Here is a 25,756-nt window from a genome sequence, read left to right on the forward strand (position 1 = left end):
GGGAATTAAAGGTGAAGCTGCTTGAATTATCGGGACCTTTGCTGCAAACGACAACGGGTTCTGCCGCTAAAAGCATGAAAAGTAGCCCGGGTGTTTTTCAAAACTGGCTTATATCTGAGGCAGGTTTAAAGGAACTCTCAGAACAAGAAAAGGGTACTCCGAATTCCGGAGGTCAGCTTTTAGAAGATGCGCTTAAAAAGATCGGTGAATGGCTAAAAGCAAGTCCTGAAGATCAAGACAAACAAAATGCGGGTCTTCTGCAAACATTAAGCAAACTGACAGGGAAGCAATTGGATGCGAATGCTCTGCAAATGTTGCAAAATCTTTTGCAAGCAGTTGAATCAAGATTGTCAGGCGGGATGGATCAATTGCTCACAGAAACGGAGAAAATCTTTTCAGAAGCTAAAACGGCTCTGAGTGCCAATGATTCTGCTCCTGACATTAATGGACAACTGAAGACCGATACAGAGCAATCAAATCAGGAAAATGAAGTATCCGAGGCTGCTAAAGAACTGATCTATATCCAGATGTTCATTAGCCAGCTTGTAGAAGGGAATAAGCTGACTGATCGAGGGAATGGCAATGAAGCTCATGCCATTTACCAAAGTGGGGATCAATTTCTTTCTGTATTAGAAAAAAAAGGTGTATCTCAACAACTAATTCAGGATCTTAAACAGCAAATGTTCACCAAAGATGAGTCGAGTTCAAAACTTTATTCGATGACAGCGTCAGAGCTGAAAAGTTTTCAAAGCTTAATGGATCAAATGTCTATGCTCCCTCAAAAAGGGACCAAAGAATGGAGTTTAGCTGAAAGCCAGTTGAAAGCTTTCTTGTTATCGAAATCATCCGAATCATCACAAGACTTTGGGAAGCGTGTTTTCACACCGCTTTCGCAGAGTTCATCCAGCAAAAGTGCATCGGATGTTTCTGGAAGTATTCAGCCTGTAGATAGTAAATCAGGACTCCAAATGATGTTTTCAGGGTATCGGGGCATAGGAGGAGTTCAAACACTTGATCTGCAGAAGATGTCATCTGATATACCAAATGCTGAAACAAAAACGGTGGCTGATCAAGTGATCAATGCGTGGAAGCAGATGAAATATACGCCTTTCGGCAGATCAACGGGAAGCTTCACCATTCGGTTGAACCCTGAACATTTAGGATTTGTCACAATCAAGCTGACAAATGAAAATGGAATGTTTCAGAGTAAAATCATTGCATCTAGCCAATCAGCAAAAGAATTGCTTGAACAGCATCTTCCGCAGCTGAAGCAATCATTGCCGAATATGGCCGTCCAAATAGACCGTTTTACTCTTCCGGTCCAAAGCGGGGATCAGCCGATATACGGCCAGCTTGCTGATGAACAGAAACAGCAGCAAGAGGGGCAGAGACAGCAAAGACAGAAAAAGCAATCAAATGATTTTGGCGATCTGCTCGATGAAGTGTCGATGGTTGAAATGGAGGAGGAAGAATGACTTCTATAAGTTCAGAATATAAACTGCCTGAAAAAACGAATACCGTGTCGACGAACAACAGCAGCTTGGGGAAAGATGAGTTTTTAAAAATTTTAATGACTCAAGTTCAAAACCAAGATCCGCTCAACCCGGTTGACGATAAAGAATTTATCAGCCAGATGGCGACTTTTTCAAGCTTGGAACAGATAATGAATCTGAATACAACGATGACTAAATTCGTTGAAAACCAAGATCCGTTTACAACGTATGTTGATTGGATGGGAAAAGAAGTATCTTGGACTGATGGTAAAAGTGCAACAGATAAAACAGGCACAGTAAGCTCTGTTAAACATTCTAAAGGAAATTATTATCTCGTTCTTGATGATGGGACCGAGATCAGTCCTGCGAATGTCATGTCTGTGGGACAATCATCTAAATAAAAAAATCTGGGGGAATACATTATGTTACGTTCACTTTATTCTGGAATCAGCGGTATGAAAAACTTTCAAACAAAGCTTGACGTAATCGGTAACAACATTGCAAACGTGAATACAGTAGGATTCAAAAAGAGCCGTGTGACTTTTAAAGATATGGTAAGCCAAACAATTGCCGGCGGTTCTGCGGCCGGTGCAACTATCGGCGGTACGAACTCTAAGCAAATCGGTTTAGGTTCATCATCTGGCACAATTGATACAATTCATTCAACAAGCGCCACACAAAGTACAGGAAGAGCACTTGATTTAGCAATTGACGGTGACGGTTACTTCCGGATTGATACAGGTGATGGAACAGCTTATACAAGAGCAGGGAACTTCTATTTAGATAATACCGGAACATTGGTTACAGGTGATGGCTACCATGTGTTAAATATGAATGGAGGAACAATTAAAATTCCTACTGATGCTCAAAGCTTTAGCATTGGCCCTGATGGAAAGGTGTCAATTGTTGATGCCGGCGGTCAACCACAAGACGGCGGACAAATCGGGATTGTGACTTTTGCCAACAGTGACGGCTTAGATAAAATCGGGAGCAACTTATACCGTGAATCTTTAAACTCTGGTACGGCCAGTGCAGCGAACCAGCCCGGTGATGGCGGAACAGGTTCTCTTAAATCAGGATTTCTCGAAATGTCTAACGTTGATTTAACTGACGAATTTACTGAAATGATCGTAGCCCAGCGCGGATTCCAATCAAACTCAAAAATTATTACAACATCTGATGAAATCCTTCAAGAACTGGTTAACCTTAAACGTTAAGGAGGGAGGGGAGGCGAGTAATCGCTTCTCCGCTGTTTTATGATAAAAGTAACCCGTTTGAACGGGCAGCCCTTTACACTGAATGCGCTATTTATTGAACAGATTGAATGCTTTCCGGATACTACAATCACTCTGTCAAACGGTAAGAAGTTTGTAGTAAAAGAAGATGAAGAAGCTGTTCTGGAAAAGATCGCATCTTTCTACCGAAACATACAAATATTTTCAATGGATCAAGGAATAGAGGAACCGGAATGAAGAAAAAGTTAATGATCATCTTACTAATTATTCTTATCGTAATTGGTGCTCTCGGGGCAACGGCTTATTTTGTGTTAGGCGGAAAGTCCGAAAAAAGTGAAGCGAAAAAAAGTATTGATGAAATTGTTTCATCTTCTGTTGATGTAGAAGAGATCACAACAAATTTAAAGTCTGATAACATTATCCGTCTTGCTATTAAACTTGAAACTGATTCTGATAAATCAAAAGAAGAACTTGAGAAACGTGATTTTCAAGTGAAAGACGCTGTTATATCACTGCTGGCTGATACGAATGCTGATCAGATTGAGGGAGACAAGGGAAAAGAAACCTTTAAGAAGGAACTAAAAGATAAAATAAATAGCTACCTCCAAGAAGGAAAAGTAGAAAAAGTGTATATTACCTCCTTTAATCTGCAATAAAACATAATTTGACAGAATACGGAGGTGAGGAAAATGTCAGGAGAAGTTCTCTCCCAAAATGAAATAGATGCACTGCTTTCTGCAATATCAACTGGTGAAATGGACGCTGAAGAGCTGAAAAAAGAAGAAAAAGAGAAGAAAGTCAAGGTTTATGATTTCAAACGTGCGCTGCGGTTTTCTAAGGATCAGATCCGCAGTTTAACGAGAATTCATGACAATTTTGCAAGACTTCTTACCACTCATTTTTCGGCTCAGCTCAGAACCTATATTCATATATCTGTCAGTTCTGTTGACCAGGTCCCTTATGAGGAATTTATCAGATCGATCCCGAACATGACGATTCTGAATCTATTTGATGTCCATCCGATGGAAGGCAGAATTATGATGGAGGTTAACCCCACGATAGCTTATACGATGATGGACCGAGTCATGGGTGGGATTGGAATCAGTCATAACAAGGTTGACAGCTTGACAGAAATTGAAACAAAAATCATTTCTAATTTATTTGAAAATGCACTGGGTAATTATAAAGAAGCTTGGCAGTCAATTGCTGATATTGAACCGGAAATGACTGAGTTTGAAGTGAATCCGCAATTCGTTCAGATGGTGTCTCCTAATGAAACAGTCGTGGTGATCTCACTTAATACTCAAATCGGTGAAATCAGCGGTGTCATTAATCTCTGTATCCCGCATATCGTCCTCGAGCCGCTCATACCGAAGCTTTCAGTCCACTATTGGATGCAATCAGACCGAAATGAGCCAAAGCCTGAGGAAACAAAGTCGCTTGAAAAACGTATCATGACAGCACAAATACCTGTCGTGGCCGAGCTCGGCACATCTGAACTGACAATAGAAGAGTTTTTAAGTTTAGAAGTCGGAGACTGCATAACTTTGGACAAATCAGTCACGGATCCTCTTACTGTATTGGTCGGAGATAAGCCGAAATTTTTAGGACAAGCCGGCCGGGTGAATCGAAAACAGGCAGTGCAAATTTTAGATCACGACATAAGAGGTGAACAAGATGGAGAATAATAGATTATCTCAAGATGAGATTGACGCGCTTCTTAACGGTACTGGCAGCACGCTTGATGAGCCAGAGGTTCCGGAAGTAGATGATTTATCGGAAATGGAGCGTGATGCGATCGGTGAAATCGGTAATATTTCATTCGGCAGTTCTGCGACAGCATTGTCAACACTTTTAAATCAAAAGGTCGATATTACGACTCCGAGCGTAACGGTTATCCCAAAAAGTAAAATCAGCGATGCGTTTCCTGAACCGTATGTAGCGATTGAAGTAAATTATACGGAGGGCTTCAGCGGCAGCAACCTGTTAGTCGTGGAACAAAGTGACGCGGCGATCATTGCTGATTTAATGATCGGGGGAGACGGAAAAGGTGCGGATCCTTCACTGGGGGAAATCCATTTAAGTGCGGTTCAAGAAGCAATGAACCAAATGATGGGATCGGCAGCCACATCAATGTCTACTGTATTCAGTAAAAAAATTGATATTTCACCGCCTCGGGTTGAATTGCTCGATGTAACTGAAGAAAAGGGCACAGACCGTATTCCTGATGATGAAATGCTGGTGAAAGTTTCTTTCAACTTAAAGGTGGGAGAATTAATAGACTCCAGTATTATGCAGCTTTACCCATTAACATTTGCGAAAGATTTAATTTCAAGCCTTATGAATTCAGGAAATGCAGAGGAAGCAACAACGGCGCAGCCTGATGCTACATACGAGCAGCCGAAAGAGCCTGTGACGCCAGAGCCTCGTATTGAACCGAAGCAACAGCAGCCGCAGCCGCCAAAAAGGCAGGGAACAGCAAAAAAAGCAACGCCAGTTCAGGTTTCACCGGTGGAATTTTCTGCGTTTGATCCAAATGAGGCGACACAAGCCCCTATCAATAATCTGGATATGCTTTTAGATATCCCGCTTTCAATTACTGTTGAGCTCGGCAGAACAAAGAGAAGTGTAAAAGAAATTTTAGAGCTTTCTGCAGGTAGTATTATTGAGCTTGATAAATTAGCTGGTGAGCCGGTAGATATTTTAGTTAATCAGCGTATCGTTGCCAAAGGCGAGGTTGTTGTCATTGAAGAAAACTTCGGCGTAAGAGTCACTGACATTTTAAGCCAGGCAGAGCGCATTAATAATTTAAAATAACGAAACACAAGGAGAGAGATAAATTATGGCACATAGAATTTTAATTGTAGATGACGCAGCATTTATGCGAATGATGATTAAAGATATTTTGGTTAAAAACGGTTTTGAAGTAGTAGCGGAAGCTGAAAATGGAGCACAAGCAGTAGAGAAATATAAAGAGCATTCTCCTGACCTTGTTACGATGGATATCACGATGCCTGAAATGGATGGGATTACAGCATTAAAAGAAATTAAACAAATTGATGCTCAGGCAAGAATCATTATGTGTTCTGCTATGGGACAGCAATCAATGGTTATTGATGCCATTCAGGCCGGCGCTAAGGATTTCATTGTGAAACCTTTCCAAGCTGACCGTGTGCTTGAAGCAATCAACAAAACATTAAGTTAAAGGGTGTACGATTGTTGAAAAAGAGTCAATATTTCATCGCTTTTATTTGTTTTTTCGTTTTATTCAGTGTACATCCAATTGCTGCTGCGGCGGCAGACTCTGAGAATTCAACTGTAAACGAATGGTTTCAAAAGAAAGATGAGAAAACTGCAGATAAGTCAGGGCAAAAGGAAGAAAAAACAACAAAAACTGCTGATGAGACGGAGGGAGCGGCTGCTCCTTCTGTCTCAGCTTTTGATTTTGTAAAGATGATTTTCGCTTTACTGTTTGTTATCGTGCTGATTTACGGGCTGGTTAAGCTCATGAACAAAAGAAATCGGCTCCTCAAGCCTTTTCAATATGTTGAAAATATTGGCGGCACATCGGTCGGCCAGAACAGATCCATACAATTGATCAAGGTCGGAAAAAGCGTGCTCGTCGTCGGTGTAGGAGAGACGATCCAGCTGCTGAAAGAAATTGAGGATGAAAAAGAGATTGAAGTCATTCTCAGTCAGCATGAAGAGGCAATGTCAAGCAAAATAGAGTGGCAAAAGTTTGTGAAGCCGCTTAAGAGTTCTGAGCATCAGCCGCAGCAAAAACTGCCTTCATTTTCAAAAGCATTAAAAGAGCAACTTGAAGAGTTAAAACAAAACCGTTCTGAAGGAAAGAAGAAAGGCCCACGTCATCATGAATGAGTTTATAAATATTTTCAGTTCAAGCGATCCGGAAAACGTAAGTTCAACTGTTAAATTACTATTATTGTTAACTGTATTTTCAGTGGCGCCTGGAATATTGATTCTTATGACTTGCTTTACTCGCATCGTCATTGTTCTGTCATTTGTCAGAACTTCACTTGCGACGCAATCTATGCCCCCAAACCAGGTTCTTATCGGGCTTGCGCTGTTTTTAACATTTTTTATTATGGCTCCTACTTTTTCAGAAATTAATAAAGAAGCGCTGACCCCATTGATGGACAACAAAATCAGCTTGGATGAAGCGTATACGAAAGCTGAGGAACCGATTAAAGAGTTTATGAGTAAACACACAAGGCAGAAGGATTTGGCGCTGTTCATGAATTACGCAAAAATGGATAAACCTGAATCATTAAAGGATATTCCGCTAACAACAATGGTTCCGGCTTTTGCTATATCAGAGCTTAAAACTGCATTTCAAATAGGGTTTATGATTTTTATCCCGTTTTTAATTATAGATATGGTAGTGGCGAGCGTCTTGATGTCAATGGGAATGATGATGCTCCCTCCAGTTATGATTTCTCTGCCCTTTAAAATATTACTTTTTGTTTTGGTGGACGGCTGGTATTTAATTGTGAAATCTTTGCTTCAGAGCTTTTAGGGTAGGTGCTAAACGTGAGTTCAGAATTTGTAATTTCTATGGCGGAAAAAGCCGTATACGTAACACTGATGATCAGCGGGCCGTTATTGGCCATTGCTTTACTGGTCGGTTTAATTGTCAGCATATTTCAGGCGACAACTCAAATCCAGGAACAGACTTTGGCGTTTATTCCGAAAATCGTGGCGGTTCTTCTGGCCCTCATTTTTTTTGGTCCGTGGATGCTGTCGACGATTCTTTCATTTACAACAGAGCTGTTTTCTAATCTAAATCGTTTTGCAGGGTAATGCAGAGATGAATTCAATTATTGACTTATTTCCTGCTTTTTTATTGGTTTTTATTAGAATCTCTGCTTTTTTTGTAACGATTCCGCTATTCGGACATCGAAATGTCCCAGCTGTTCACCGCATAGGATTTGCTTTTTTTCTGGCGGTTATTTGTTTCAGCACCATTGATAAACCGCCCTCTTTGGAGATAGATGAGCAATATATGCTCTTGGCTTTTAAGGAAGCCTTGGTTGGCCTATGTCTCGGCTTAATCGCTTATATGATGATTGCCGCAGTACAGATTGCCGGCTCGTTTATTGATTTTCAAATGGGATTTTCAATAGCAAACGTTATTGATCCGCAAACCGGAGCGCAAAGTCCGTTGATTGGCCAGTTTATTTATACGATGGCACTTTTGTTTATGCTGAGTGTCAATGCCCACCATTTGCTGCTGGACGGTATTTACTACAGCTTTCAGTATATTTCAGTGGATCAGGCATTTCCGAATTTCGGCGATGAAAAGTTTGCTTATTTTATCGCGAAAAGCTTTAATGCGATGTTTATTATCGCTTTTCAAATGTCAGCGCCTGTTGTGGCCAGTTTGTTTCTAGTTGATTTAGCATTAGGTATCGTGGCTCGAACTGTTCCGCAATTAAATGTATTTGTGGTCGGTCTGCCTTTAAAGATCGCTGTCAGTTTCATCATGCTCATTGTATGTATGTCCGTTATCTTCGTCGTTGTGCGGAATGTTTTCAGTTTAACGATTGAAACGATGCGGAATCTTTTAGCATTGGTCGGTGTTTCTTAATGAAGCTTAGAATTGACCTGCAGTTTTTTGCCGGGGAGAAGACTGAAAAAGCCACTCCGAAAAAACGGAAGGATACGCGAAAAAAAGGACAGGTAGCCAAAAGTTCGGATGTCAATACCGCCATTTCTTTACTTGTTATTTTCCTTTCGCTTATTGCAATTGGCCCGTATATGAGAGACAGGCTGCTGTCATTTATAGAAACTTTTTATACCGAATCGCTCACAATGAAGCTCTCAGAATCAAATGTGCATACTTTGTTTGTCAGCTTATTAAAGGATACGGGCATGATACTTGCACCGATCTTGCTTGTAGCTCTTGTTGCAGGGGTCGTAAGCAACTATATGCAGGTTGGATTCTTGTTTTCTGCTGAAGTGATACAGCCTAAGCTTGAAAAACTCGATCCGATCAAAGGCTTTAAACGAATATACAGTATGAGGGCGATTGTAGAGTTGATTAAATCAATTTTAAAAATCGCAGTTGTCGGTTTTGCGGCATTCGCTGTGCTTTGGCTGCATTATGGAGAAATTCTCCGGCTTCCTCTCCTGACACCTGAAGAGGTACTTTCTTTCGTTTCAAAACTCACTTTGTGGATGGGACTGAGCGGTGCAGGTGCTTTATTAATTCTTGCTGGTCTTGACTATTTATATCAGAGATTTGATTATGAGAAAAATATCAAAATGTCAAAACAAGATATAAAAGACGAGTACAAAAAATCTGAAGGTGACCCGATTATTAAGTCTAAAATTAAGCAAAGACAGCGGGAAATGGCGATGAGGCGGATGATGCAGGAAGTTCCAAAAGCAGATGTTATCATCACAAACCCGACTCACTATGCGATTGCCCTGAAATACGACGAAGAAAAAATGGACGCTCCTTATATTGTTGCAAAAGGTGTTGACCACCTGGCGTTAAAAATCAGGAAAATTGCTAAAGAGCACGATGTCATGATGGTAGAAAACAGACCGCTAGCCCGTGCGTTATATGATCAGGTGGAAATTGACCAGGCAGTGCCGGAAGAATTTTTTAAAGTCTTGGCAGAAATTCTGGCTTACGTATATAAAACAAAACAAAAAGTATATTGAATTTTTCGATTTAAAAGGAGAGAAAAAACAGCATGTCAACAAGAGATTTATCCGTTTTAATAAGTGTTGTCCTCATTGTGGCGATGCTGGTGATTCCATTTCCTCCATGGCTGTTAAGTATTTTGATCATTATTAATATTTCTCTTGCGTTGATCGTGCTTCTCACCACAATGAATATGCAGGAAGCGCTTCAGTTTTCGATTTTTCCGTCACTGCTGCTGCTTTTAACCCTATTTCGTTTGGGCTTGAACGTCTCAACTACCCGTTCAATTCTTTCACACGGTGAGGGAGGAAAAGTCGTCGAGACATTCGGAAATTTCGTTGTCGGTGGAAATGTATTAGTTGGACTCGTTGTATTTATCATCTTGATTATTATTCAGTTCATCGTCATTACAAAAGGTGCTGAACGTGTTTCTGAGGTTGCAGCAAGGTTTACGCTGGACGCAATGCCCGGGAAGCAGATGAGTATTGATGCTGATTTAAACGCAGGGATGATTACCGAACAGGAAGCGAAGCATCGCCGCGAAAAAGTGGCAAGAGAAGCAGACTTTTATGGAGCAATGGACGGTGCCAGTAAATTTGTAAAAGGTGACGCCATTGCCGGAATCATCATTGTGATGATCAATATTATTTTCGGAATCGTGATCGGAATGCTTCAGCAGGGCATGTCTATTCAAGAGGCCGCTTCACACTTTACGATGCTGACTGTAGGGGATGGAATTGTTTCGCAAATCCCGGCACTGTTAATTTCTACAGCTACGGGTATTGTGGTTACAAGAGCTGCCTCTGAAGGAAACTTAGGGCATGACATTACAGGCCAGCTGTTTGCGTATCCAAAGCTTTTATACGTCGCCGCAGCTACGATCATGCTTTTAGGTATTTTCACTCCGATCGGCATTTTTCTGACGGGGCCGCTTGCGGGGTTGCTTGCTTTTGGCGCTTATACGCTATCTAAATCTGGTAAGGAAAAAGAAGAAGTGGATGAGATTCTTGAGGAAGAGGCTGAGGTTGATGAGCTTAAAAGTCCTGAAAGCGTTGTTCAGCTTCTGCATATAGATCCGATAGAATTTGAGTTTGGCTATGGACTCATACCGCTTGCTGATGCCAATCAAGGCGGTGATTTATTAGACCGCATTGTTATGATACGCCGTCAGTTGGCTTTGGAACTCGGGCTTGTCATTCCTGTCGTGCGGATCAGAGATAATATAGCGTTGCAGCCTAATGAATACCGATTGAAAATTAAAGGAAACGAAGTAGCAAAAGGTGAGCTGTTGCTTGATCATTATTTAGCAATGTCGCCTACACCTGAAGACGATCTGATTGAAGGGATAGAAACAGTGGAACCTTCATTCGGACTGCCGGCCAAATGGATTAGCGAAGCGGTAAAGGATGAAGCCGACATGCTTGGTTATACAGTAGTTGATCCTGCATCAGTCGTTTCAACGCATATTACGGAGAAAATAAAGCAGCATGCTCACGAATTGATCGGAAGGCAGGAGACAAAGCAGCTGATTGATCACTTGAAAGAATCGTATCCAGTCCTGGTTGAAGAGGTTACGCCAAATCCATTGTCTGTCGGTGATATTCAGAAGGTGCTTGCTAAGCTTTTAAAAGAAAAAGTTTCAATTCGAAACTTAGTAACAATCTTTGAAACACTTGCTGACTATGGGAAATTAACAACAGATTCTGATCTTTTGACAGAGTATACAAGACAAGCACTTGCTAAACAAATTACAGCCCAATTTGCCAAAGATAATGAAGTGTTGAAAGTTGTTACTTGCTCGGGCCGGGTAGAGAAGGCTATAGCAGACGGTGTGCAGCAAACGGAACATGGGAATTATTTATCGCTCGAACCAGATATTTCAGAAAGTATTGTGCGTTCTGTCGCTAAAGAAGCTGAACAGCTGTCATTACGTCAGGAAACCGCGATTCTTCTATGCTCGCCGCCTGTCAGAATGTATGTGAAACAGCTTCTGGAACGATACTTCCCTGATCTTCCGGTACTCTCTTATAACGAACTTGAGGCGAATGTTGAGGTACAAAGCATTGGAGTGGTGGATATTTAATGAAAATAAAAAAATTTACTGCTGCTTCAATGCAAGAAGCGGCACTTCTCATCAGAAAAGAATTGGGCAATGAAGCGGTCATATTAAATTCGAAAAAAATTAAAAAGCGAAAATGGTTTGGCCTCATCAACAAGCCTGCTGTTGAAGTGATCGCCGTATTGGATCAGGACTTTCTTGAGAAAAAAACGCCTCAGAAGGCAACTGAACCGAAACAAACATTAAAAACTCCGGTCAGCAGTCCGAAAATAGAGGAGAGGACATCCCCTCAAATTCCGGTGCAACAGGAGCAAGGTGATTTTTCAGCATATCAATCTGTACTTCCTGAGCCACTGCGAAAAGCAGAGAAGCTTTTGCAAGAAACGGGAATTAAAGAGTCAACGAAAACGAGCACTCTGAAAAAATTGCTTCGCTTCTCTGTGGAAGCAGGCGGCCTTAATGAAGAAAATGTGGTCGGCAAACTTCAGGAATTACTATGCGATACGCTGCCTTCAGCAGACAAGTGGCAGGAACCAATCCATTCAAAGTATATCGTTCTCTTTGGTTCAACAGGGGCTGGTAAAACAACTACACTGGCTAAACTCGCAGCCATATCTATGCTTGAAAAACAGAAAAAAATCGCTTTTATTACTACAGATACGTATCGAATTGCAGCTGTTGAACAGTTGAAAACATACGCTGAGCTGCTGCAGGCTCCTCTGGAAGTTTGTTATACAAAAGAAGAATTTGAGCAGGCGAAAGAGTTATTTTCTGAGTATGATCATGTGTTTGTTGATACAGCAGGAAGAAACTTCAAGGACCAGCAATACATTGATGAACTGAAAGAAACGATTCCTTTTGAGAGCAGCATTCAGTCATTTCTTGTTTTATCCGCGACTGCAAAATATGAAGATATGAAACATATTGTCAAACGGTTTTCATCCGTCCCTGTCAATCAGTTTATTTTTACGAAAATAGATGAAACAACTTCCTTAGGTTCTGTGTTTAGTATACTGGCAGAATCAAAAATAGGTGTCGGATTTATGACAAACGGCCAGAATGTGCCTGAGGATATACAGACTGTATCTCCACTTGATTTTGTAAGGATGCTGTGCAGATGAACCGATATGACCAAGCAGCAACTTTACGGGCGAAAATGGAAAAGCGTCAGCGCGTTCTGCCAATGGTTTATTCACAAAAAGCGAAGACACTTGCTGTCATCAGCGGCAAGGGCGGTGTCGGAAAATCTAATATTACCTTAAATATGGCACTTGCGTTGCAGGACAAAGGTAAAAAGGTGCTTCTCATCGACCTTGATATTGGGATGGGGAACATTGATATATTAATGGGAAATTCATCGTCTGCCACGATAATCGATGTTTTAACCGATCAGAAGCCGTTGCTACAGTCATTATCCGTTGGCCCAAAGGGTTTGCGGTATATATCAGGTGGAACCGGCCTGGATGTGATGTTTCAGCTGGATCAGAGAAAATGGACGTTTTTTGCCAATGAACTTTCTCATGCATTAAGCCAGTTCGATTATGTGCTGTTTGACATGGGAGCAGGATTATCAAAAGATCAACTGCCTTTTATTTTATCAGCAGAAGATATTTTGATCATAACAACTCCCGAGCCGACGGCCATCATGGACGCATACAGTGCTGTCAAGCACTTGGTTTTGACAGGAAATAAGCTTTCGATGAAGGTGGCTGTCAATCGGTGCCGTGACCAAAAAGAAGGGCTTGACGCTTTTGCCCGCCTTTCCCGCACAATTCATATGTTTTTGGATGTTCAGGTTCAGTTTGCCGGTTCCGTTTCTGACGATGTGATCGTGAGCAAAGCGGTTGTCGAACAGGTTCCTTTTTTCATAAAAAGCCCTCAGGCAAAAGCCAGCCGGTCAGTCCGCCTTTTAGCGGACGCCTTGTTTGAAAGAGAAGAAACGAGACACAAAGAAGACAAACAGACATTTATTGAGAAATTATCTTCTTTTTTAATGAGGAGGGCTTAATTTGATTCGTGTGCTTGTAGTTGATGATTCAGCTTTCATGAGAAAAATGATAAGTGATTTTCTGACCGAGGAAAAGCAGATAGAAGTAATCGGAACTGCCAGAAACGGAGAAGAAGCGCTTAAGAAGATTGAATTATTAAAACCGGATGTTATTACTCTTGATGTTGAAATGCCGGTCATGAATGGAACAGATACGCTTCGCAAAATTATTGAGATTTATAACTTGCCGGTCATCATGGTATCGAGCCAGACCGAAAAAGGTAAAGAGTGCACAATTAATTGTTTGGAGATCGGTGCCTTTGATTTTATCACAAAGCCATCAGGCTCAATATCTTTAGATTTGTACAAAATTAAAGAACAATTAGTTGAGCGTGTTGTCGCGGCAGGACTTTCCGGCAAGCGGAACCGTCCTGTTTCCCAAACGGTTCGGCCCGAACCTATTGTGCGAGCTGTTAAGCCTGAATTGAGCAAACCGAAACCAGGCACAGGCAGACAAATTGTGTGTATCGGCACATCAACAGGCGGCCCAAGGGCGTTACAAAAGGTGATACCGAAGCTTCCTAAGGACTTGAACGCACCAGTGGTTGTCGTTCAGCACATGCCTGAAGGATTTACTGCTTCTTTGGCTGATCGGCTGAATCATTTATCTGACATTCAGGTGAAAGAAGCAAAAGATGGTGAAGCAGCTCTTAACGGCTGTGTTTACATAGCACCGGGCGGAAAAAACATTTCCGTTATTAAAAGCAGCGGAGGACTCCAGATTGTGCTTGATAATCTCGATACCCCGAGCCGTCATAAACCATCTGCTGATTATTTATTCCGTTCTGTCGGTAAACTGACAGATTATGAAAAAGTAGCGGTTATTATGACCGGAATGGGCAGTGACGGCACTGCAGGGCTAAAGGACATGCTAACAGCCGGCAATGTGAAAGCCATTGCGGAGTCTGAAGAATCTTGTGTCGTTTACGGGATGCCAAAAGCTGCTGTTAAAGCGGGTCTCATTCATGAGATTAAACATGTAGAAGATATCGCAGCATCCATCACAAGCTGTGTGAAAAAAGAGAGGGTGTGATTCAAATGGATATGAATCAGTATTTAGATGTCTTTATTGATGAGAGTAAAGAACATTTACAAACATGTAATGAAAAGCTTCTCCTTTTAGAGAAAGACCCGACTGACCTTCAGCTCGTACATGATATATTCAGGGCTGCCCATACATTAAAAGGAATGAGCGCAACGATGGGCTACACGGATTTAGCGCATCTTACCCACCTGCTTGAAAACGTGCTGGATGCAATCCGAAACGGAGACATGGCAGTTACCTCAGAATGGCTGGATATTTTGTTTGAAGCTCTGGATCACCTGGAAGCTATGGTTCAGTCTATTATTGATGGCGGGGATGGTAAAAGAGATATCTCAGAAGTGAGTGCCAAGCTTGATGTAAATGGTGCACACACTGAATCTGCTGCATCCGCGGAACCTGCAGAAGCACCGAGTTCAGCATCTGATTGGGAATATGATGAATTTGAACGTACAGTTATACAAGAAGCGGAGGAGCAAGGATTCAAACGATATGAAATCAAGATTTCTCTGAACGAAAACTGTATGTTAAAAGCAGTTCGTGTCTATATGGTGTTTGAAAAACTAAATGAAGTCGGAGAAGTAGCCAAAACAATTCCAAGTGCTGAAGTGCTTGAAACAGAAGATTTTGGAACTGACTTTCAAGTTTGTTTCTTAACACATCAATCAGCAGAAGACATTGAACAATTAATCAATGGTGTGTCGGAAATTGAGCATGTTGAAGTCAGTCAAGGGGTTCCTTTAACATCAGCTGAAAAGCCTGAGGAATCTAAGCCTGTAGACTCGCCGGCAGCTGTACCTGCGAAGCAGGAAAAACAAAAACAGCCTGCTAAAAACGATGAACAGGCGAAGCACTCAGCCGGCGGATCCAAAACAATTCGTGTCAACATTGACAGGCTTGATTCTTTAATGAACTTATTTGAAGAGCTTGTCATTGACCGCGGACGTCTTGAGCAGATTGCGAAAGAGCTTGAGCACAATGAACTGACTGAAACGGTTGAACGGATGACGAGAATTTCCGGAGATTTGCAATCGATTATTCTGAATATGAGAATGGTCCCGGTTGAAACCGTTTTTAACAGATTCCCGAGAATGATTCGCCAGCTTCAGAAAGAGCTGAATAAAAAAATTGAACTCTCGATCATCGGCGCGGAAACTGAGCTGGATCGTACAGTGATTGATGAAATCGGAGATCCTCTCGTTCATTTGATCAGAAACAGCATTGACCATGGTATCGAGGCGCCGGAAACGCGTTTGCAAAAGGGAAAACCGGAATCAGGAAAAGTTGTGCTTAAAGCTTATCACAGCGGTAACCATGTCTTTATCGAAGTAGAAGATGACGGTGCAGGCCTTAATCGCAAGAAAATCATGGAAAAAGCGCTTGAGCGCGGGGTCATAACGGAAAAAGAAGCTGAAACCTTAGAAGACAACGAAATTTACGAATTGATTTTTGCTCCGGGGTTCTCAACCGCTGACCAAATTTCTGATATCTCTGGCCGCGGCGTCGGACTTGACGTTGTAAAAAACAAACTGGAGTCTCTAGGCGGTTCAGTCAGTGTGAAATCAGCCGAAGGTCAGGGCTCTCTATTCAGTATACAGCTGCCGCTTACCTTATCTATTATTTCAGTCCTGCTGATTAAGTTGGAAGAAGAGACATTTGCCATTCCGATTTCTTCAATCATTGAAACAGCAGTCATTGACAGAAAAGACATTTTGCAAACGCATGACCGTGAAGTGATTGACTTTAGAGGACACATTGTCCCTGTCGTTTATTTAAAAGAAGAGTTTAAAATAGAAGATACAAGAAAAGATGCGGAACAGCTCCATATCATTGTCGTGAAAAAAGGCGACAAACCTACTGCATTTGTGGTGGACTCCTTTATTGGCCAGCAGGAAGTTGTGCTTAAATCACTCGGAGATTATTTAACAAACGTCTTTGCAATTTCCGGAGCTACTATTTTAGGAGACGGAGAAGTAGCGCTCATTATTGATTGTAATGCACTGATTATTTAACCATTCGAGGAGGTGTCTCACATGACTGCAGAAATTAAAACAGGCGAAAAAATGATTGTCTTTATGGTAAATGGAAAAGAATATGCCATTTCCGTCACTCAGGTGAAATCAATTGAAAAATGGCAAAAGCCAACGAGGGTACCTGGCGTCGAACCATATATTTGCGGGGTAATCAATTTGCGCGGGGTGGTGACTCCGGTTATTGATTTAAGAAAGCGCCTGAATTTGCCAGAGTATGAAATTACCGATGAAACACGAATTATCATTATTGCTTATCGTGATATTGAAGTCGGCTGGATTGTGGATGAAGCGAATGATGTGATAACCGTACACGAAAGTGAAATAGAATCCGCTCCAGAAGGCGTTCAGAAAGATACGGATGTGTCGATCGAACAGATTGTGAAACAAGAGAACAGACTCTTAAATATTATTGATGCGAACGCGGTTTTGGATAAAGAATCATCTCAGTCCGCTGTGCCCGATCAAGCTTAATCTTAAAGGGGTTATGACATGAGTATTTTTAATGGAATCAAAGAAGAGCAGATGGACATTTTGCGGGAAGTCGGCAATATAGGCGCCGGCCACTCCGCCTCTGCAATGGCCCAGCTGTTAAATAGAAAGATAGATATGGAAGTCCCATTTGCAAAGCTGCTGTCTTTTGATGAGCTTGTCGATTTTTTCGGCGGTGCTGATGTCCCGGTTGCCAGCATCTTTTTAAGAATGGAAGGCGATTTAACGGGTTCGATGTTCTTTATAATGCCTTTTTTTCAGGCGGAGCAATTTATCAGAGAGCTGATTGGAAACCCTGATTTTGATATAGAGGACTTAGGTGAAGATCATATGAGCTCATCCGCTTTGCATGAACTGGGCAATATTTTAGCGGGATCATATTTAACAGCTTTGGCGGATTTGACGAAACTCCAGCTTTATCCAAGTGTTCCTGAAGTTTCATTGGACATGTTCGGAGCTGTGATCAGCGAAGGGCTGATGGAGCTCAGTCAGGTTGGAGAACACGCCATTGTGGTCGACACGTCAATTTTTGACCAAAGCCATCAGCAAGAGCTGAAAGCGCATATGTTTATGCTGCCGGACTATGATTCATTTGAAAAGCTCTTTGTCGCTTTAGGTGCATCATTATGAGTACAACTGAGGCTGTTGTTATAAAGGTTGGGATTGCTGATGTGAAGATCGCCCGCTTCCCGGATACCATTCGGACCTCTGGTTTAGGATCATGTGTGGGGCTGGTGCTTTATGATAAAGAAAAGCAAACGGCGGGTCTTGTTCATGTCATGCTGCCGGATTCGACGTTATCGAAAACTGCAGAGCTTAACCGGGCTAAGTACGCTGACACTGCCGTAAAGACCACGATTGATATGCTGATAGAAGCGGGATGTAGGAAATTTGCATTAAAAGCAAAGCTGGCCGGCGGATCAGAGATGTTTAAATTTAAATCGACAAATGATTTGATGAAGATCGGACCGAGAAATGTATTAGCGATAAAAGAACAGCTGTCTTTATTTAATATTCCTATTATTAGTGAAGATACGGGCGGCTCAAGCGGCCGGACGATAGAATTTGAACCGAAGTCCTGCATGCTGCATATTCGAACTGTTAAACAAGGTGAAAAAACGATTTAATTAAGGTATTAGGGGGATAACAATGCAATCCTTGAATTATGAAGATCAGGTGCTTTGGACGCGCTGGAAAGAGTGGAAAGATCCTAAAGCCGGTGACGACTTAATGCGCCGTTACATGCCGCTTGTCACATATCATGTAGGCAGAATTTCTGTCGGACTGCCGAAATCAGTGCATAAAGACGATCTAATGAGCCTTGGTATGCTTGGTTTATATGATGCCCTTGAAAAATTTGACCCCAGCCGGGACTTAAAATTTGATACCTACGCCTCGTTTAGAATTCGCGGCGCAATCATAGACGGGCTTCGTAAAGAAGATTGGCTGCCCAGAACCTCACGCGAAAAAACAAAGAAGGTTGAAGCAGCAATTGAAAAGCTTGAACAGCGTTATCTTCGGAATGTATCGCCCGCGGAAATTGCAGAGGAACTCGGAATGACGGTACAGGATGTAGTGTCAACAATGAATGAAGGTTTTTTTGCAAATCTGCTGTCAATTGATGAAAAGCTCCATGATCAAGATGACGGGGAAAACATTCAAGTCATGATCAGAGATGACAAAAATGTTCCGCCTGAAGAAAAGATTATGAAGGATGAACTGATTGCACAGCTTGCTGAAAAAATTCACGAACTCTCTGAAAAAGAACAGCTGGTTGTCAGTTTGTTCTACAAAGAAGAGCTGACACTGACAGAAATCGGACAAGTATTAAATCTTTCTACGTCCCGCATATCACAGATCCATTCAAAGGCATTATTTAAACTAAAGAATCTGCTGGAAAAAGTGATTCAATAATGAATTTCATGGTTAGCGAGTGAAAAACATGTCAACACTATTATGGCTTTTAAGCTTTACGCTCCACGGCGTTCTTCTGTACGCTGTCATTATCCTGTATACGAGGCTCGCTGCAGTGAAAGAAACAGAAAAACAGCAAAAGCAGATACTTGAAGAGACGGAAAATACCTTGGCCGCGTTTCTCCTTGAATTAAAAGAAGAAAATGAGAAACTGATAGAAAACGCCGCTCCATCTTCAAGTCAATCTGACGCAGAATCTCAAAAGACAGATCTTCAGCACTTTGAAAAACATCCAGAGCAGGATGCAGTTCAAGAAATAGAGAACCTTCCTGAACATATTGAAGGTCTGATTACTGAGGTTGACCGTCGGGAAGAGATCGTAAACAGTGATGTCCCATCATTTGAAGACCAGGTCCTAGAATTATATGAACAGGGGTATTCGGCAAGTCAAATTGCTCAGAAACTGAAGAGCGGAAAGACAGAAATCGAGCTATTTTTAAAATTTCGCTCCAAAGGTGTAAAGGATTCTTGATTGTCGGATAAAGCTGTGTTATATTATGTCTTGGTGTTAAATACACACGCTTAACGATTTATGCAGAGGGTGCTGCAGGCGGCAGTTCTGCACAAAAATGACCTAAGCGGAGGAAAAAAACCATTATACTAGGAGGAAATAACATGTCAGTCATTTCTATGAAGCAATTGCTTGAAGCTGGTGTTCACTTCGGTCACCAAACACGCCGTTGGAACCCAAAAATGAAGCGTTACATTTTCACGGAGCGTAACGGAATCTACATCATTGACCTTCAAAAAACAGTCAAAAAAGTAGAGGAAGCTTACAACTTCACTAAAAATCTTGCTGCTGAAGGCGGAAAAATCCTTTTCGTCGGAACAAAAAAACAAGCTCAAGATTCTGTTAAAGAAGAAGCTCAACGCTCTGGCATGTACTATGTCAACCAACGCTGGTTGGGCGGTACATTAACAAACTTTGAAACAATCCAAAAACGTATTAAACGTCTTAAAGACATTGAAAAAATGCAAGAAAACGGTACGTTTGATGTACTTCCTAAAAAAGAAGTCGTTCAATTGAAAAAAGAATTAGAGCGTCTTGAAAAATTCCTAGGCGGAATTAAAGATATGAAGGATCTTCCTGATGCATTATTCATCATCGATCCTCGCAAAGAGCGCATCGCTGTTGCGGAAGCTCGCAAATTAAACATCCCTATCATCGGTATCGTAGATACTAACTGTGATCCAGATGAAATCGATGTTGTAATCCCAGCGAACGATGACGCTATCCGCGCTGTTAAACTTCTAACTTCTAAAATGGCAGATGCAATCTTAGAAGCGAAGCAAGGCGAAGAAGAAGCGGAAGTTGCTGAAGAAACTGCACCAGAAACAGAAACAACAACTGCGTAACCTATTCAAAAGGTGATAAGAGGGACTGCCTTTTATCACCTTTTTTCAAGAAAAATGTGTAATATACATACTCTTGTTTAAACATATAAGGAGGAATACAAATGGCAATTACTGCACAGCAAGTAAAAGAACTGCGTGAAAAAACTGGCGCGGGCATGATGGATTGTAAAAAAGCGTTAACTGAAACTGACGGAGATATGGACAAAGCAATTGACCTTTTAAGAGAAAAAGGGATTGCAAAAGCAGCGAAAAAAGCTGACCGTATCGCAGCAGAAGGTTCTACTCTTATTAAAACTGACGGCAACAAAGGTGTTATCCTAGAAGTAAACTCTGAAACTGACTTCGTTGCGAAAAACGAAGGCTTCAAAGAGCTTCTTAACACTTTAGCTGACCACCTTCTTGCAAATGCACCTGCAGATGTTGAAGAAGCAATGGGTCAAAAAATGGAAAATGGCTCTACTGTTGAAGAGTACATCACAAGCGCAGTTGCTAAAATCGGTGAGAAAATCACTCTTCGCCGCTTTACAGTTCTTACAAAAGACGACAGCTCTGCATTCGGTGCTTACCTTCACATGGGCGGCCGCATCGGTGTATTAACTGTTCTTAACGGTACAACTGACGAAGAAATTGCGAAAGATATCGCAATGCACGTTGCTGCGGTTAACCCTCGTTACATTTCTCGTGATCAAGTTTCTGAAGAAGAAGCTAACCATGAGCGTCAAATCCTAACTCAGCAAGCCCTTCAAGAAGGCAAACCTGAAAACATCGTAGCGAAAATGGTTGAAGGCCGTCTGAACAAATTCTTCGAAGAAATTTGTCTTTTAGACCAAGCGTTCGTTAAAAACCCAGATGAAAAAGTGAAACAAGTTGTTGCAGCGAAAAACGCAACTGTTCAAACTTATGTCCGCTACGAAGTTGGAGAAGGCATCGAAAAACGTCAAGAAAACTTTGCTGAAGAAGTAATGAACCAAGTGAAAAAATAATGGCGAAAAGATTTCGCGGCCAAGTCGCGACTTTTCAGGCAGTATAGGGGACACAATTTGTGTTCCCTATTTTTAAAACTATATTTACAAACCTTTTTTTCTCTTGCATAATAGAAAACGGCAATGTTTACACTTGGAGGTTATCATGGAAAAACCAAAATACAAACGTATCGTATTAAAGCTTAGCGGGGAAGCATTGGCAGGAGAACAGGGAAACGGAATTAACCCAACTGTCATTCAATCCATTGCAAAGCAAGTGAAAGAAATCGCTGAGCTTGAAGTCGAAGTGGCTGTTGTAGTAGGCGGCGGCAACCTATGGCGCGGAAAAACAGGAAGTGACCTGGGCATGGACCGTGCGACTGCTGACTATATGGGGATGCTGGCGACAGTTATGAATTCGCTTGCTCTTCAAGACAGCTTGGAAACACTCGGAATCCAGTCCAGAGTGCAAACATCCATTGAAATGAGACAAGTTGCTGAACCGTACATAAGAAGAAAAGCGATACGCCACTTAGAAAAAAAACGTGTCGTTATTTTCGCTGCGGGCACAGGAAACCCATATTTCTCAACTGATACAACAGCTGCACTGCGGGCTGCTGAAATTGAGGCAGACGTTATTTTGATGGCTAAAAATAATGTTGACGGTGTGTATAATGCTGATCCTAGAAAAGATGAATCAGCTGTTAAGTATGAATCACTTTCTTATCTTGACGTTCTTAAAGACGGCCTGGAAGTCATGGATTCAACAGCATCATCTTTATGCATGGATAATGACATTCCGCTTATCGTCTTTTCTATTATGGAAGAAGGAAATATCAAACGTGCCGTTATCGGTGAATCAATCGGAACGATCGTGAGGGGGAAATAACGTGTCAAAAGAAGTATTAACTCAAACAAAAGAAAAAATGGAAAAAGCAATTGCTGCTTATCAGCGCGAATTGGCTACTGTACGCGCAGGCCGTGCAAATCCATCTTTATTAGATAAAGTATCGGTTGAATATTACGGGGCACAGACACCTTTAAATCAGTTGTCTTCTATTAATGTGCCTGAAGCTCGTATGCTCGTTATCACGCCATACGACAAAACAGCAATCGGCGATATCGAAAAAGCGATTTTAAAAGCTGATTTAGGTCTTACACCGACAAGTGACGGCAATATGATTCGAATTGCAATTCCGGCACTAACAGAAGAGAGACGGAAAGAATTAGTGAAAGTTGTAAAAAAATATGCTGAAGAAGCAAAAGTAGCTGTCCGTAACGTTCGTCGTGATGCTAACGATGATCTCAAAAAACTTGAGAAAAACGGAGACATTACTGAGGATGAATTGCGTGCTTCCACTGAAGACGTTCAAAAACTGACAGATGAATATGTGTCAAAAATTGACAGTGTCACAAAAGACAAAGAAAAAGAAATCATGGAAGTTTAATGAAAAACTATGTACAATAGATAATAGTGAAAAGACCCTCTCATGTTTACAGGGGGTTTTTTTGTTAATACTGTTGATTACACTGATTATCAGCAGGGAATGTAACCTTTTTGGGTGACGGAGGAATCTCATGCTCAACATACTCAAAAATTGGAAGAATCAGCAAACTGCGGCTTCCAACTTAGAACGTTATACAAAAGAAGACATACTTAAGGGAGAAATTCCCGAACACATCGCCATTATCATGGATGGAAATGGCCGTTGGGCTAAAAAACGCTCTCTTCCCAGAATTGCAGGCCACCATGAAGGGATGAAGGTGGTAAAAAGGACAACGAAGCTCGCAAACGAATTAGGTGTCAAAGTGCTGACTTTGTATGCATTTTCAACAGAAAACTGGAAAAGACCGAAAATGGAAGTCGATTTTTTAATGAAGCTTCCGGAAGAATTTTTGAATACGTATCTTCCAGAGCTTGTTGAGGAAAATGTACAGGTTCGGATCATTGGGGATGAAACAGCTTTGCCGGCGCATACATTGCGTGCGATTGAAAAGGCTGTTCAGGATACGGCGCAAAATGATGGAATGATCCTTAATTTTGCCCTTAACTATGGAGGCCGTACTGAAATTGTCACTGCTGCAAAATCACTCGCGGAAAAAGTGAAGGAAGGCTCTTTGAATATTGAAGACATTGATGAATCGCTTTTTTCTACTTATTTAATGACTGAATCTTTGCAGGATCCTGAACTTTTAATTCGAACGAGCGGCGAGATAAGACTGAGTAACTTTATGCTATGGCAGGTGGCCTACAGTGAATTTGTCTTTACTGACGTCTTGTGGCCTGATTTCAAAGAAGATCACTTCTTACAGGCGTTAGGAGAGTTTCAGCAGAGAGGCCGGAGGTTTGGCGGAATTTAGAGGATGGTGGACATGAAACAAAGAATTTTGACAGGTGTTCTGGCAGCAATTGTATTTTTATTTTTGGTTATTGTCGGGAAATTGCCGTTCACCATATTAATTTATGCTATGGGCAGTGTGGCGCTTTTTGAACTTTTACGGATGAAAAAGCTGAAGATGATTTCACTGCCGGGTTTGATCGGTCTTTTATTATTGTGGATGTTCTTATTGCCAAGCCAGTATTCGCTTTTCGACGCGGACGGAATTTCCAAAATGGAAATCGCTTTGTTTGCGGTATTGCTTTTGCTGACTTACACAGTGTTGGTCAAGAACACCTTTACTTTTGATGAAGTCGGATTTATTACGCTTGCCGCAATCTACATCGGAATGTGTTTTCATTATTTTATCGAAATCAGAAATCTTGACCAATACGGATTAACATACATTTTTTATGCATGTGTTGTCATTTGGTCCACTGATTCCGGTGCATATTTTGTCGGTAAAGCGCTTGGGAAGCGAAAACTGTGGCCTGAAATCAGTCCGAACAAAACAGTGGAGGGTTTTGTAGGCGGAATTGTCATCGCACTTGTATTGGCGACGATTTTTCAGCTTGTGGCACAACTTCCGATCCCGTATATCTATCTGCTGTTGATCACGCTGTTTTTGTCTGTTTTCGGACAACTTGGAGATTTAGTGGAATCCGCCTTGAAAAGACATTACGATGTAAAGGATTCTGGGAATATTCTTCCCGGGCATGGCGGTATATTAGACCGTTTTGACAGTTTCTTGTTTGTCATGCCTTTCTTGTACTTTCTGCTTGCCCTTTTTTCATAAAAAAGTCTAATATGAATATGAGACTGATCATGCAGCAATAAGAATAGGAGTAGTGGCAACTTTGAAAAATATTTGTCTTTTAGGAGCAACAGGATCAATCGGCGAACAGACTCTTGACGTACTGCGTGCGCATCAAGATCAATTTCAGCTGGTATCTATGTCGTTTGGCAGAAATATTGATAAGGCCGTTCCGGTGATTGAGGCCTTTCAGCCGAAATTTGTCTCTGTCGGTGATCTGGATACATATCATAAACTAAAACAAATGTCTTTTTCTTTTGAATGCCAAATCGGGCTGGGAGAAGAAGGACTGATAGAAGCAGCAGCAATGGAGGAGGTTGACATTGTTGTCAATGCTTTGCTCGGCAGCGTTGGCCTAATCCCGACATTAAAGGCGATTGAACAGAAAAAAACAATTGCGCTTGCAAATAAGGAAACTCTTGTCACTGCAGGGCATATAGTAAAAGAACATGCTAAGAAATATGATGTTCCGCTGCTGCCTGTTGACAGTGAGCATTCAGCCATTTTTCAAGCCCTCCAAGGCGAACAGGCCAAAAACATTGAACGCCTCATCATTACGGCATCAGGCGGAAGCTTTCGGGACAAGACGCGGGAGGAGCTCGAATCAGTAACTGTTGAGGATGCATTAAAACATCCGAATTGGTCAATGGGTGCAAAAATTACAATTGATTCGGCTACAATGATGAATAAGGGATTAGAGGTGATCGAGGCACATTGGCTTTTCGATATACCTTATGAACAAATTGATGTGGTTTTACATAAGGAGAGCATCATCCATTCAATGGTTGAGTTTCATGATAAAAGTGTGATCGCGCAGCTTGGAACTCCGGATATGAGAGTCCCAATTCAATATGCGCTCACATATCCTGACCGGTTGCCATTACCAGATGCGAAAAGGCTTGAATTATGGGAAATCGGCAGCCTTCATTTTGAGAAAGCTGATTTTGACAGGTTCCGATGCTTACAATTTGCATTTGAATCAGGTAAAATAGGAGGAACAATGCCGACAGTGCTAAATGCGGCAAATGAAGTAGCTGTCGCTGCCTTTTTAGCCGGCAAGATACCGTTTTTGGCTATTGAAGACTGTATCGAAAAGGCACTAACCCGCCATCAATTACTGAAAAAACCGAGCCTGGCGGACATTCAAGAAGTGGACAAAGATACCCGGGGATACGTCAATTCAATACTCACATAAGGTGGT

At 41.6% G+C, this 25,756-nt stretch carries 30 protein-coding genes; all 30 read left to right on the top strand.

Annotated elements, in window-relative coordinates; all coding sequences use genetic code 11:
• Positions 1-11 precede the first annotated feature (11 nt).
• The 30 genes from JQX68_RS09115 to dxr all read left to right on the top strand — a co-directional run bounded on the left by JQX68_RS09115 (position 12) and on the right by dxr (position 25,750).
• Positions 12-1,475 (top strand): flagellar hook-length control protein FliK, encoded by a 1,464-nt coding sequence (locus JQX68_RS09115; RefSeq protein ID WP_205440627.1) that lies wholly within the window; start codon positions 12-14, stop codon positions 1,473-1,475.
• Positions 1,472-1,894, top strand: a complete 423-nt coding sequence (flgD, locus tag JQX68_RS09120; protein WP_014663973.1) for a flagellar hook assembly protein FlgD — start codon at positions 1,472-1,474, stop codon at positions 1,892-1,894. Before JQX68_RS09115 ends, flgD begins: the two co-directional genes overlap by 4 nt.
• 21 nt (positions 1,895-1,915) lie before the next feature.
• Positions 1,916-2,710, top strand: coding sequence for a flagellar basal body rod protein FlgG (gene flgG, locus JQX68_RS09125; RefSeq protein ID WP_040083173.1), 795 nt, complete (start codon positions 1,916-1,918; stop codon positions 2,708-2,710).
• Between the two features lie 39 nt (positions 2,711-2,749).
• On the top strand, positions 2,750-2,965 hold the full coding sequence (gene swrD, locus JQX68_RS09130; protein WP_040083172.1) for a swarming motility protein SwrD: 216 nt from the start codon (positions 2,750-2,752) through the stop codon (positions 2,963-2,965).
• Positions 2,962-3,384 carry a flagellar basal body-associated protein FliL gene (gene fliL / locus JQX68_RS09135; RefSeq protein WP_014663976.1) on the top strand — a complete coding sequence of 141 codons (423 nt, stop codon included), beginning with the start codon at positions 2,962-2,964 and terminating at the stop codon, positions 3,382-3,384. The genes swrD and fliL overlap by 4 nt, the downstream gene beginning before the upstream one ends.
• A 33-nt stretch (positions 3,385-3,417) precedes the next feature.
• On the top strand, positions 3,418-4,416 hold the full coding sequence (gene fliM, locus JQX68_RS09140) for a flagellar motor switch protein FliM (protein ID WP_003220879.1): 999 nt from the start codon (positions 3,418-3,420) through the stop codon (positions 4,414-4,416).
• A complete protein-coding gene (gene fliY, locus JQX68_RS09145; protein WP_205440628.1) occupies positions 4,406-5,545 on the top strand; it encodes a flagellar motor switch phosphatase FliY in 1,140 nt (379 codons plus the stop codon). The genes fliM and fliY overlap by 11 nt, the downstream gene beginning before the upstream one ends.
• Before the next feature lie 25 nt (positions 5,546-5,570).
• Positions 5,571-5,933, top strand: a complete 363-nt coding sequence (cheY, locus tag JQX68_RS09150; protein ID WP_014476812.1) for a chemotaxis protein CheY — start codon at positions 5,571-5,573, stop codon at positions 5,931-5,933.
• Positions 5,934-5,947: 14 nt separating this feature from the next.
• Positions 5,948-6,607 (top strand): flagella biosynthesis regulatory protein FliZ, encoded by a 660-nt coding sequence (gene fliZ / locus JQX68_RS09155; RefSeq protein WP_151257046.1) that lies wholly within the window; start codon positions 5,948-5,950, stop codon positions 6,605-6,607.
• Positions 6,600-7,265, top strand: a complete 666-nt coding sequence (fliP, locus tag JQX68_RS09160; protein ID WP_003245692.1) for a flagellar type III secretion system pore protein FliP — start codon at positions 6,600-6,602, stop codon at positions 7,263-7,265. The genes fliZ and fliP overlap by 8 nt, the downstream gene beginning before the upstream one ends.
• A gap of 14 nt (positions 7,266-7,279) precedes the next feature.
• The gene (fliQ, locus tag JQX68_RS09165; protein WP_003220888.1) at positions 7,280-7,549 is read left to right on the top strand and encodes a flagellar biosynthesis protein FliQ; all 270 of its coding nucleotides are present in this window, start codon (positions 7,280-7,282) and stop codon (positions 7,547-7,549) included.
• A gap of 7 nt (positions 7,550-7,556) precedes the next feature.
• Positions 7,557-8,336: a flagellar biosynthetic protein FliR gene (gene fliR, locus JQX68_RS09170; RefSeq protein ID WP_014663979.1), complete on the top strand. Its 780-nt coding sequence runs from the start codon at positions 7,557-7,559 to the stop codon at positions 8,334-8,336.
• Positions 8,336-9,418 carry a flagellar biosynthesis protein FlhB gene (gene flhB / locus JQX68_RS09175; protein ID WP_069840321.1) on the top strand — a complete coding sequence of 361 codons (1,083 nt, stop codon included), beginning with the start codon at positions 8,336-8,338 and terminating at the stop codon, positions 9,416-9,418. The genes fliR and flhB overlap by 1 nt, the downstream gene beginning before the upstream one ends.
• Before the next feature lie 32 nt (positions 9,419-9,450).
• Positions 9,451-11,484, top strand: coding sequence for a flagellar biosynthesis protein FlhA (gene flhA / locus JQX68_RS09180; RefSeq protein ID WP_014663981.1), 2,034 nt, complete (start codon positions 9,451-9,453; stop codon positions 11,482-11,484).
• Positions 11,484-12,581 carry a flagellar biosynthesis GTPase FlhF gene (flhF, locus tag JQX68_RS09185; protein WP_205440629.1) on the top strand — a complete coding sequence of 366 codons (1,098 nt, stop codon included), beginning with the start codon at positions 11,484-11,486 and terminating at the stop codon, positions 12,579-12,581. Before flhA ends, flhF begins: the two co-directional genes overlap by 1 nt.
• Positions 12,572-13,468, top strand: a complete 897-nt coding sequence (gene flhG, locus JQX68_RS09190) for a flagellum location/number ATPase FlhG (RefSeq protein WP_083252925.1) — start codon at positions 12,572-12,574, stop codon at positions 13,466-13,468. Before flhF ends, flhG begins: the two co-directional genes overlap by 10 nt.
• Position 13,469: 1 nt before the next feature.
• Positions 13,470-14,540, top strand: coding sequence for a protein-glutamate O-methylesterase CheB (gene cheB, locus JQX68_RS09195; RefSeq protein WP_071576858.1), 1,071 nt, complete (start codon positions 13,470-13,472; stop codon positions 14,538-14,540).
• 5 nt (positions 14,541-14,545) lie between these two features.
• Positions 14,546-16,561 (top strand): chemotaxis protein CheA, encoded by a 2,016-nt coding sequence (gene cheA / locus JQX68_RS09200; protein WP_040083165.1) that lies wholly within the window; start codon positions 14,546-14,548, stop codon positions 16,559-16,561.
• Positions 16,562-16,582: 21 nt separating this feature from the next.
• Positions 16,583-17,053, top strand: coding sequence for a chemotaxis protein CheW (gene cheW / locus JQX68_RS09205; RefSeq protein ID WP_003231938.1), 471 nt, complete (start codon positions 16,583-16,585; stop codon positions 17,051-17,053).
• An 18-nt stretch (positions 17,054-17,071) separates the two neighbouring features.
• Positions 17,072-17,701 carry a CheY-P phosphatase CheC gene (cheC, locus tag JQX68_RS09210; protein ID WP_003231935.1) on the top strand — a complete coding sequence of 210 codons (630 nt, stop codon included), beginning with the start codon at positions 17,072-17,074 and terminating at the stop codon, positions 17,699-17,701.
• Positions 17,698-18,198: a chemoreceptor glutamine deamidase CheD gene (gene cheD, locus JQX68_RS09215; protein WP_014476818.1), complete on the top strand. Its 501-nt coding sequence runs from the start codon at positions 17,698-17,700 to the stop codon at positions 18,196-18,198. The genes cheC and cheD overlap by 4 nt, the downstream gene beginning before the upstream one ends.
• A gap of 22 nt (positions 18,199-18,220) precedes the next feature.
• Positions 18,221-18,985: an RNA polymerase sigma-28 factor SigD gene (sigD, locus tag JQX68_RS09220; RefSeq protein ID WP_003220911.1), complete on the top strand. Its 765-nt coding sequence runs from the start codon at positions 18,221-18,223 to the stop codon at positions 18,983-18,985.
• 28 nt (positions 18,986-19,013) lie between these two features.
• Positions 19,014-19,517 (top strand): DUF6115 domain-containing protein, encoded by a 504-nt coding sequence (locus JQX68_RS09225; RefSeq protein WP_041521335.1) that lies wholly within the window; start codon positions 19,014-19,016, stop codon positions 19,515-19,517.
• Between the two features lie 143 nt (positions 19,518-19,660).
• Positions 19,661-20,401, top strand: a complete 741-nt coding sequence (rpsB, locus tag JQX68_RS09230; RefSeq protein ID WP_003220918.1) for a 30S ribosomal protein S2 — start codon at positions 19,661-19,663, stop codon at positions 20,399-20,401.
• A gap of 101 nt (positions 20,402-20,502) precedes the next feature.
• Positions 20,503-21,384 carry a translation elongation factor Ts gene (tsf, locus tag JQX68_RS09235; RefSeq protein ID WP_014663986.1) on the top strand — a complete coding sequence of 294 codons (882 nt, stop codon included), beginning with the start codon at positions 20,503-20,505 and terminating at the stop codon, positions 21,382-21,384.
• A 145-nt stretch (positions 21,385-21,529) separates the two neighbouring features.
• The gene (pyrH, locus tag JQX68_RS09240) at positions 21,530-22,252 is read left to right on the top strand and encodes a UMP kinase (protein WP_003220923.1); all 723 of its coding nucleotides are present in this window, start codon (positions 21,530-21,532) and stop codon (positions 22,250-22,252) included.
• 1 nt (position 22,253) lies between these two features.
• Entirely contained in the window at positions 22,254-22,811 is a 558-nt protein-coding gene (gene frr, locus JQX68_RS09245; protein WP_014663987.1) for a ribosome recycling factor, read from the top strand.
• 130 nt (positions 22,812-22,941) lie between these two features.
• Positions 22,942-23,724 carry an undecaprenyl pyrophosphate synthase gene (locus JQX68_RS09250; RefSeq protein WP_040083163.1) on the top strand — a complete coding sequence of 261 codons (783 nt, stop codon included), beginning with the start codon at positions 22,942-22,944 and terminating at the stop codon, positions 23,722-23,724.
• 3 nt (positions 23,725-23,727) lie between these two features.
• Positions 23,728-24,537, top strand: a complete 810-nt coding sequence (gene cdsA / locus JQX68_RS09255; protein WP_147771900.1) for a phosphatidate cytidylyltransferase — start codon at positions 23,728-23,730, stop codon at positions 24,535-24,537.
• A gap of 61 nt (positions 24,538-24,598) precedes the next feature.
• Positions 24,599-25,750 (top strand): 1-deoxy-D-xylulose-5-phosphate reductoisomerase, encoded by a 1,152-nt coding sequence (gene dxr, locus JQX68_RS09260; RefSeq protein ID WP_147771901.1) that lies wholly within the window; start codon positions 24,599-24,601, stop codon positions 25,748-25,750.
• Positions 25,751-25,756 lie beyond the last annotated feature (6 nt).

The organism is Bacillus sp. LJBS06, from assembly GCF_016924995.1.
In the GTDB taxonomy this organism is placed as follows: Bacteria; Bacillota; Bacilli; order Bacillales; family Bacillaceae; genus Bacillus; species Bacillus stercoris.

Excerpts from the sequence above, each read along its gene's own strand:
- flgD (WP_014663973.1), top strand. The coding sequence starts at position 1,472 with ATGACTTCTATAAGTTCAGAATATAAACTGCCTGAAAAAACGAATACC.
- flgG (WP_040083173.1), top strand. The coding sequence starts at position 1,916 with ATGTTACGTTCACTTTATTCTGGAATCAGCGGTATGAAAAACTTTCAA.
- swrD (WP_040083172.1), top strand. The coding sequence starts at position 2,750 with ATGATAAAAGTAACCCGTTTGAACGGGCAGCCCTTTACACTGAATGCG.
- fliL (WP_014663976.1), top strand. The coding sequence starts at position 2,962 with ATGAAGAAAAAGTTAATGATCATCTTACTAATTATTCTTATCGTAATT.
- fliM (WP_003220879.1), top strand. The coding sequence starts at position 3,418 with ATGTCAGGAGAAGTTCTCTCCCAAAATGAAATAGATGCACTGCTTTCT.
- fliY (WP_205440628.1), top strand. The coding sequence starts at position 4,406 with ATGGAGAATAATAGATTATCTCAAGATGAGATTGACGCGCTTCTTAAC.
- cheY (WP_014476812.1), top strand. The coding sequence starts at position 5,571 with ATGGCACATAGAATTTTAATTGTAGATGACGCAGCATTTATGCGAATG.
- fliP (WP_003245692.1), top strand. The coding sequence starts at position 6,600 with ATGAATGAGTTTATAAATATTTTCAGTTCAAGCGATCCGGAAAACGTA.
- fliR (WP_014663979.1), top strand. The coding sequence starts at position 7,557 with ATGAATTCAATTATTGACTTATTTCCTGCTTTTTTATTGGTTTTTATT.
- flhB (WP_069840321.1), top strand. The coding sequence starts at position 8,336 with ATGAAGCTTAGAATTGACCTGCAGTTTTTTGCCGGGGAGAAGACTGAA.
- flhA (WP_014663981.1), top strand. The coding sequence starts at position 9,451 with ATGTCAACAAGAGATTTATCCGTTTTAATAAGTGTTGTCCTCATTGTG.
- flhF (WP_205440629.1), top strand. The coding sequence starts at position 11,484 with ATGAAAATAAAAAAATTTACTGCTGCTTCAATGCAAGAAGCGGCACTT.
- cheA (WP_040083165.1), top strand. The coding sequence starts at position 14,546 with ATGGATATGAATCAGTATTTAGATGTCTTTATTGATGAGAGTAAAGAA.
- cheW (WP_003231938.1), top strand. The coding sequence starts at position 16,583 with ATGACTGCAGAAATTAAAACAGGCGAAAAAATGATTGTCTTTATGGTA.
- cheC (WP_003231935.1), top strand. The coding sequence starts at position 17,072 with ATGAGTATTTTTAATGGAATCAAAGAAGAGCAGATGGACATTTTGCGG.
- cheD (WP_014476818.1), top strand. The coding sequence starts at position 17,698 with ATGAGTACAACTGAGGCTGTTGTTATAAAGGTTGGGATTGCTGATGTG.
- sigD (WP_003220911.1), top strand. The coding sequence starts at position 18,221 with ATGCAATCCTTGAATTATGAAGATCAGGTGCTTTGGACGCGCTGGAAA.
- JQX68_RS09225 (WP_041521335.1), top strand. The coding sequence starts at position 19,014 with ATGTCAACACTATTATGGCTTTTAAGCTTTACGCTCCACGGCGTTCTT.
- rpsB (WP_003220918.1), top strand. The coding sequence starts at position 19,661 with ATGTCAGTCATTTCTATGAAGCAATTGCTTGAAGCTGGTGTTCACTTC.
- tsf (WP_014663986.1), top strand. The coding sequence starts at position 20,503 with ATGGCAATTACTGCACAGCAAGTAAAAGAACTGCGTGAAAAAACTGGC.
- pyrH (WP_003220923.1), top strand. The coding sequence starts at position 21,530 with ATGGAAAAACCAAAATACAAACGTATCGTATTAAAGCTTAGCGGGGAA.
- JQX68_RS09250 (WP_040083163.1), top strand. The coding sequence starts at position 22,942 with ATGCTCAACATACTCAAAAATTGGAAGAATCAGCAAACTGCGGCTTCC.
- cdsA (WP_147771900.1), top strand. The coding sequence starts at position 23,728 with ATGGTGGACATGAAACAAAGAATTTTGACAGGTGTTCTGGCAGCAATT.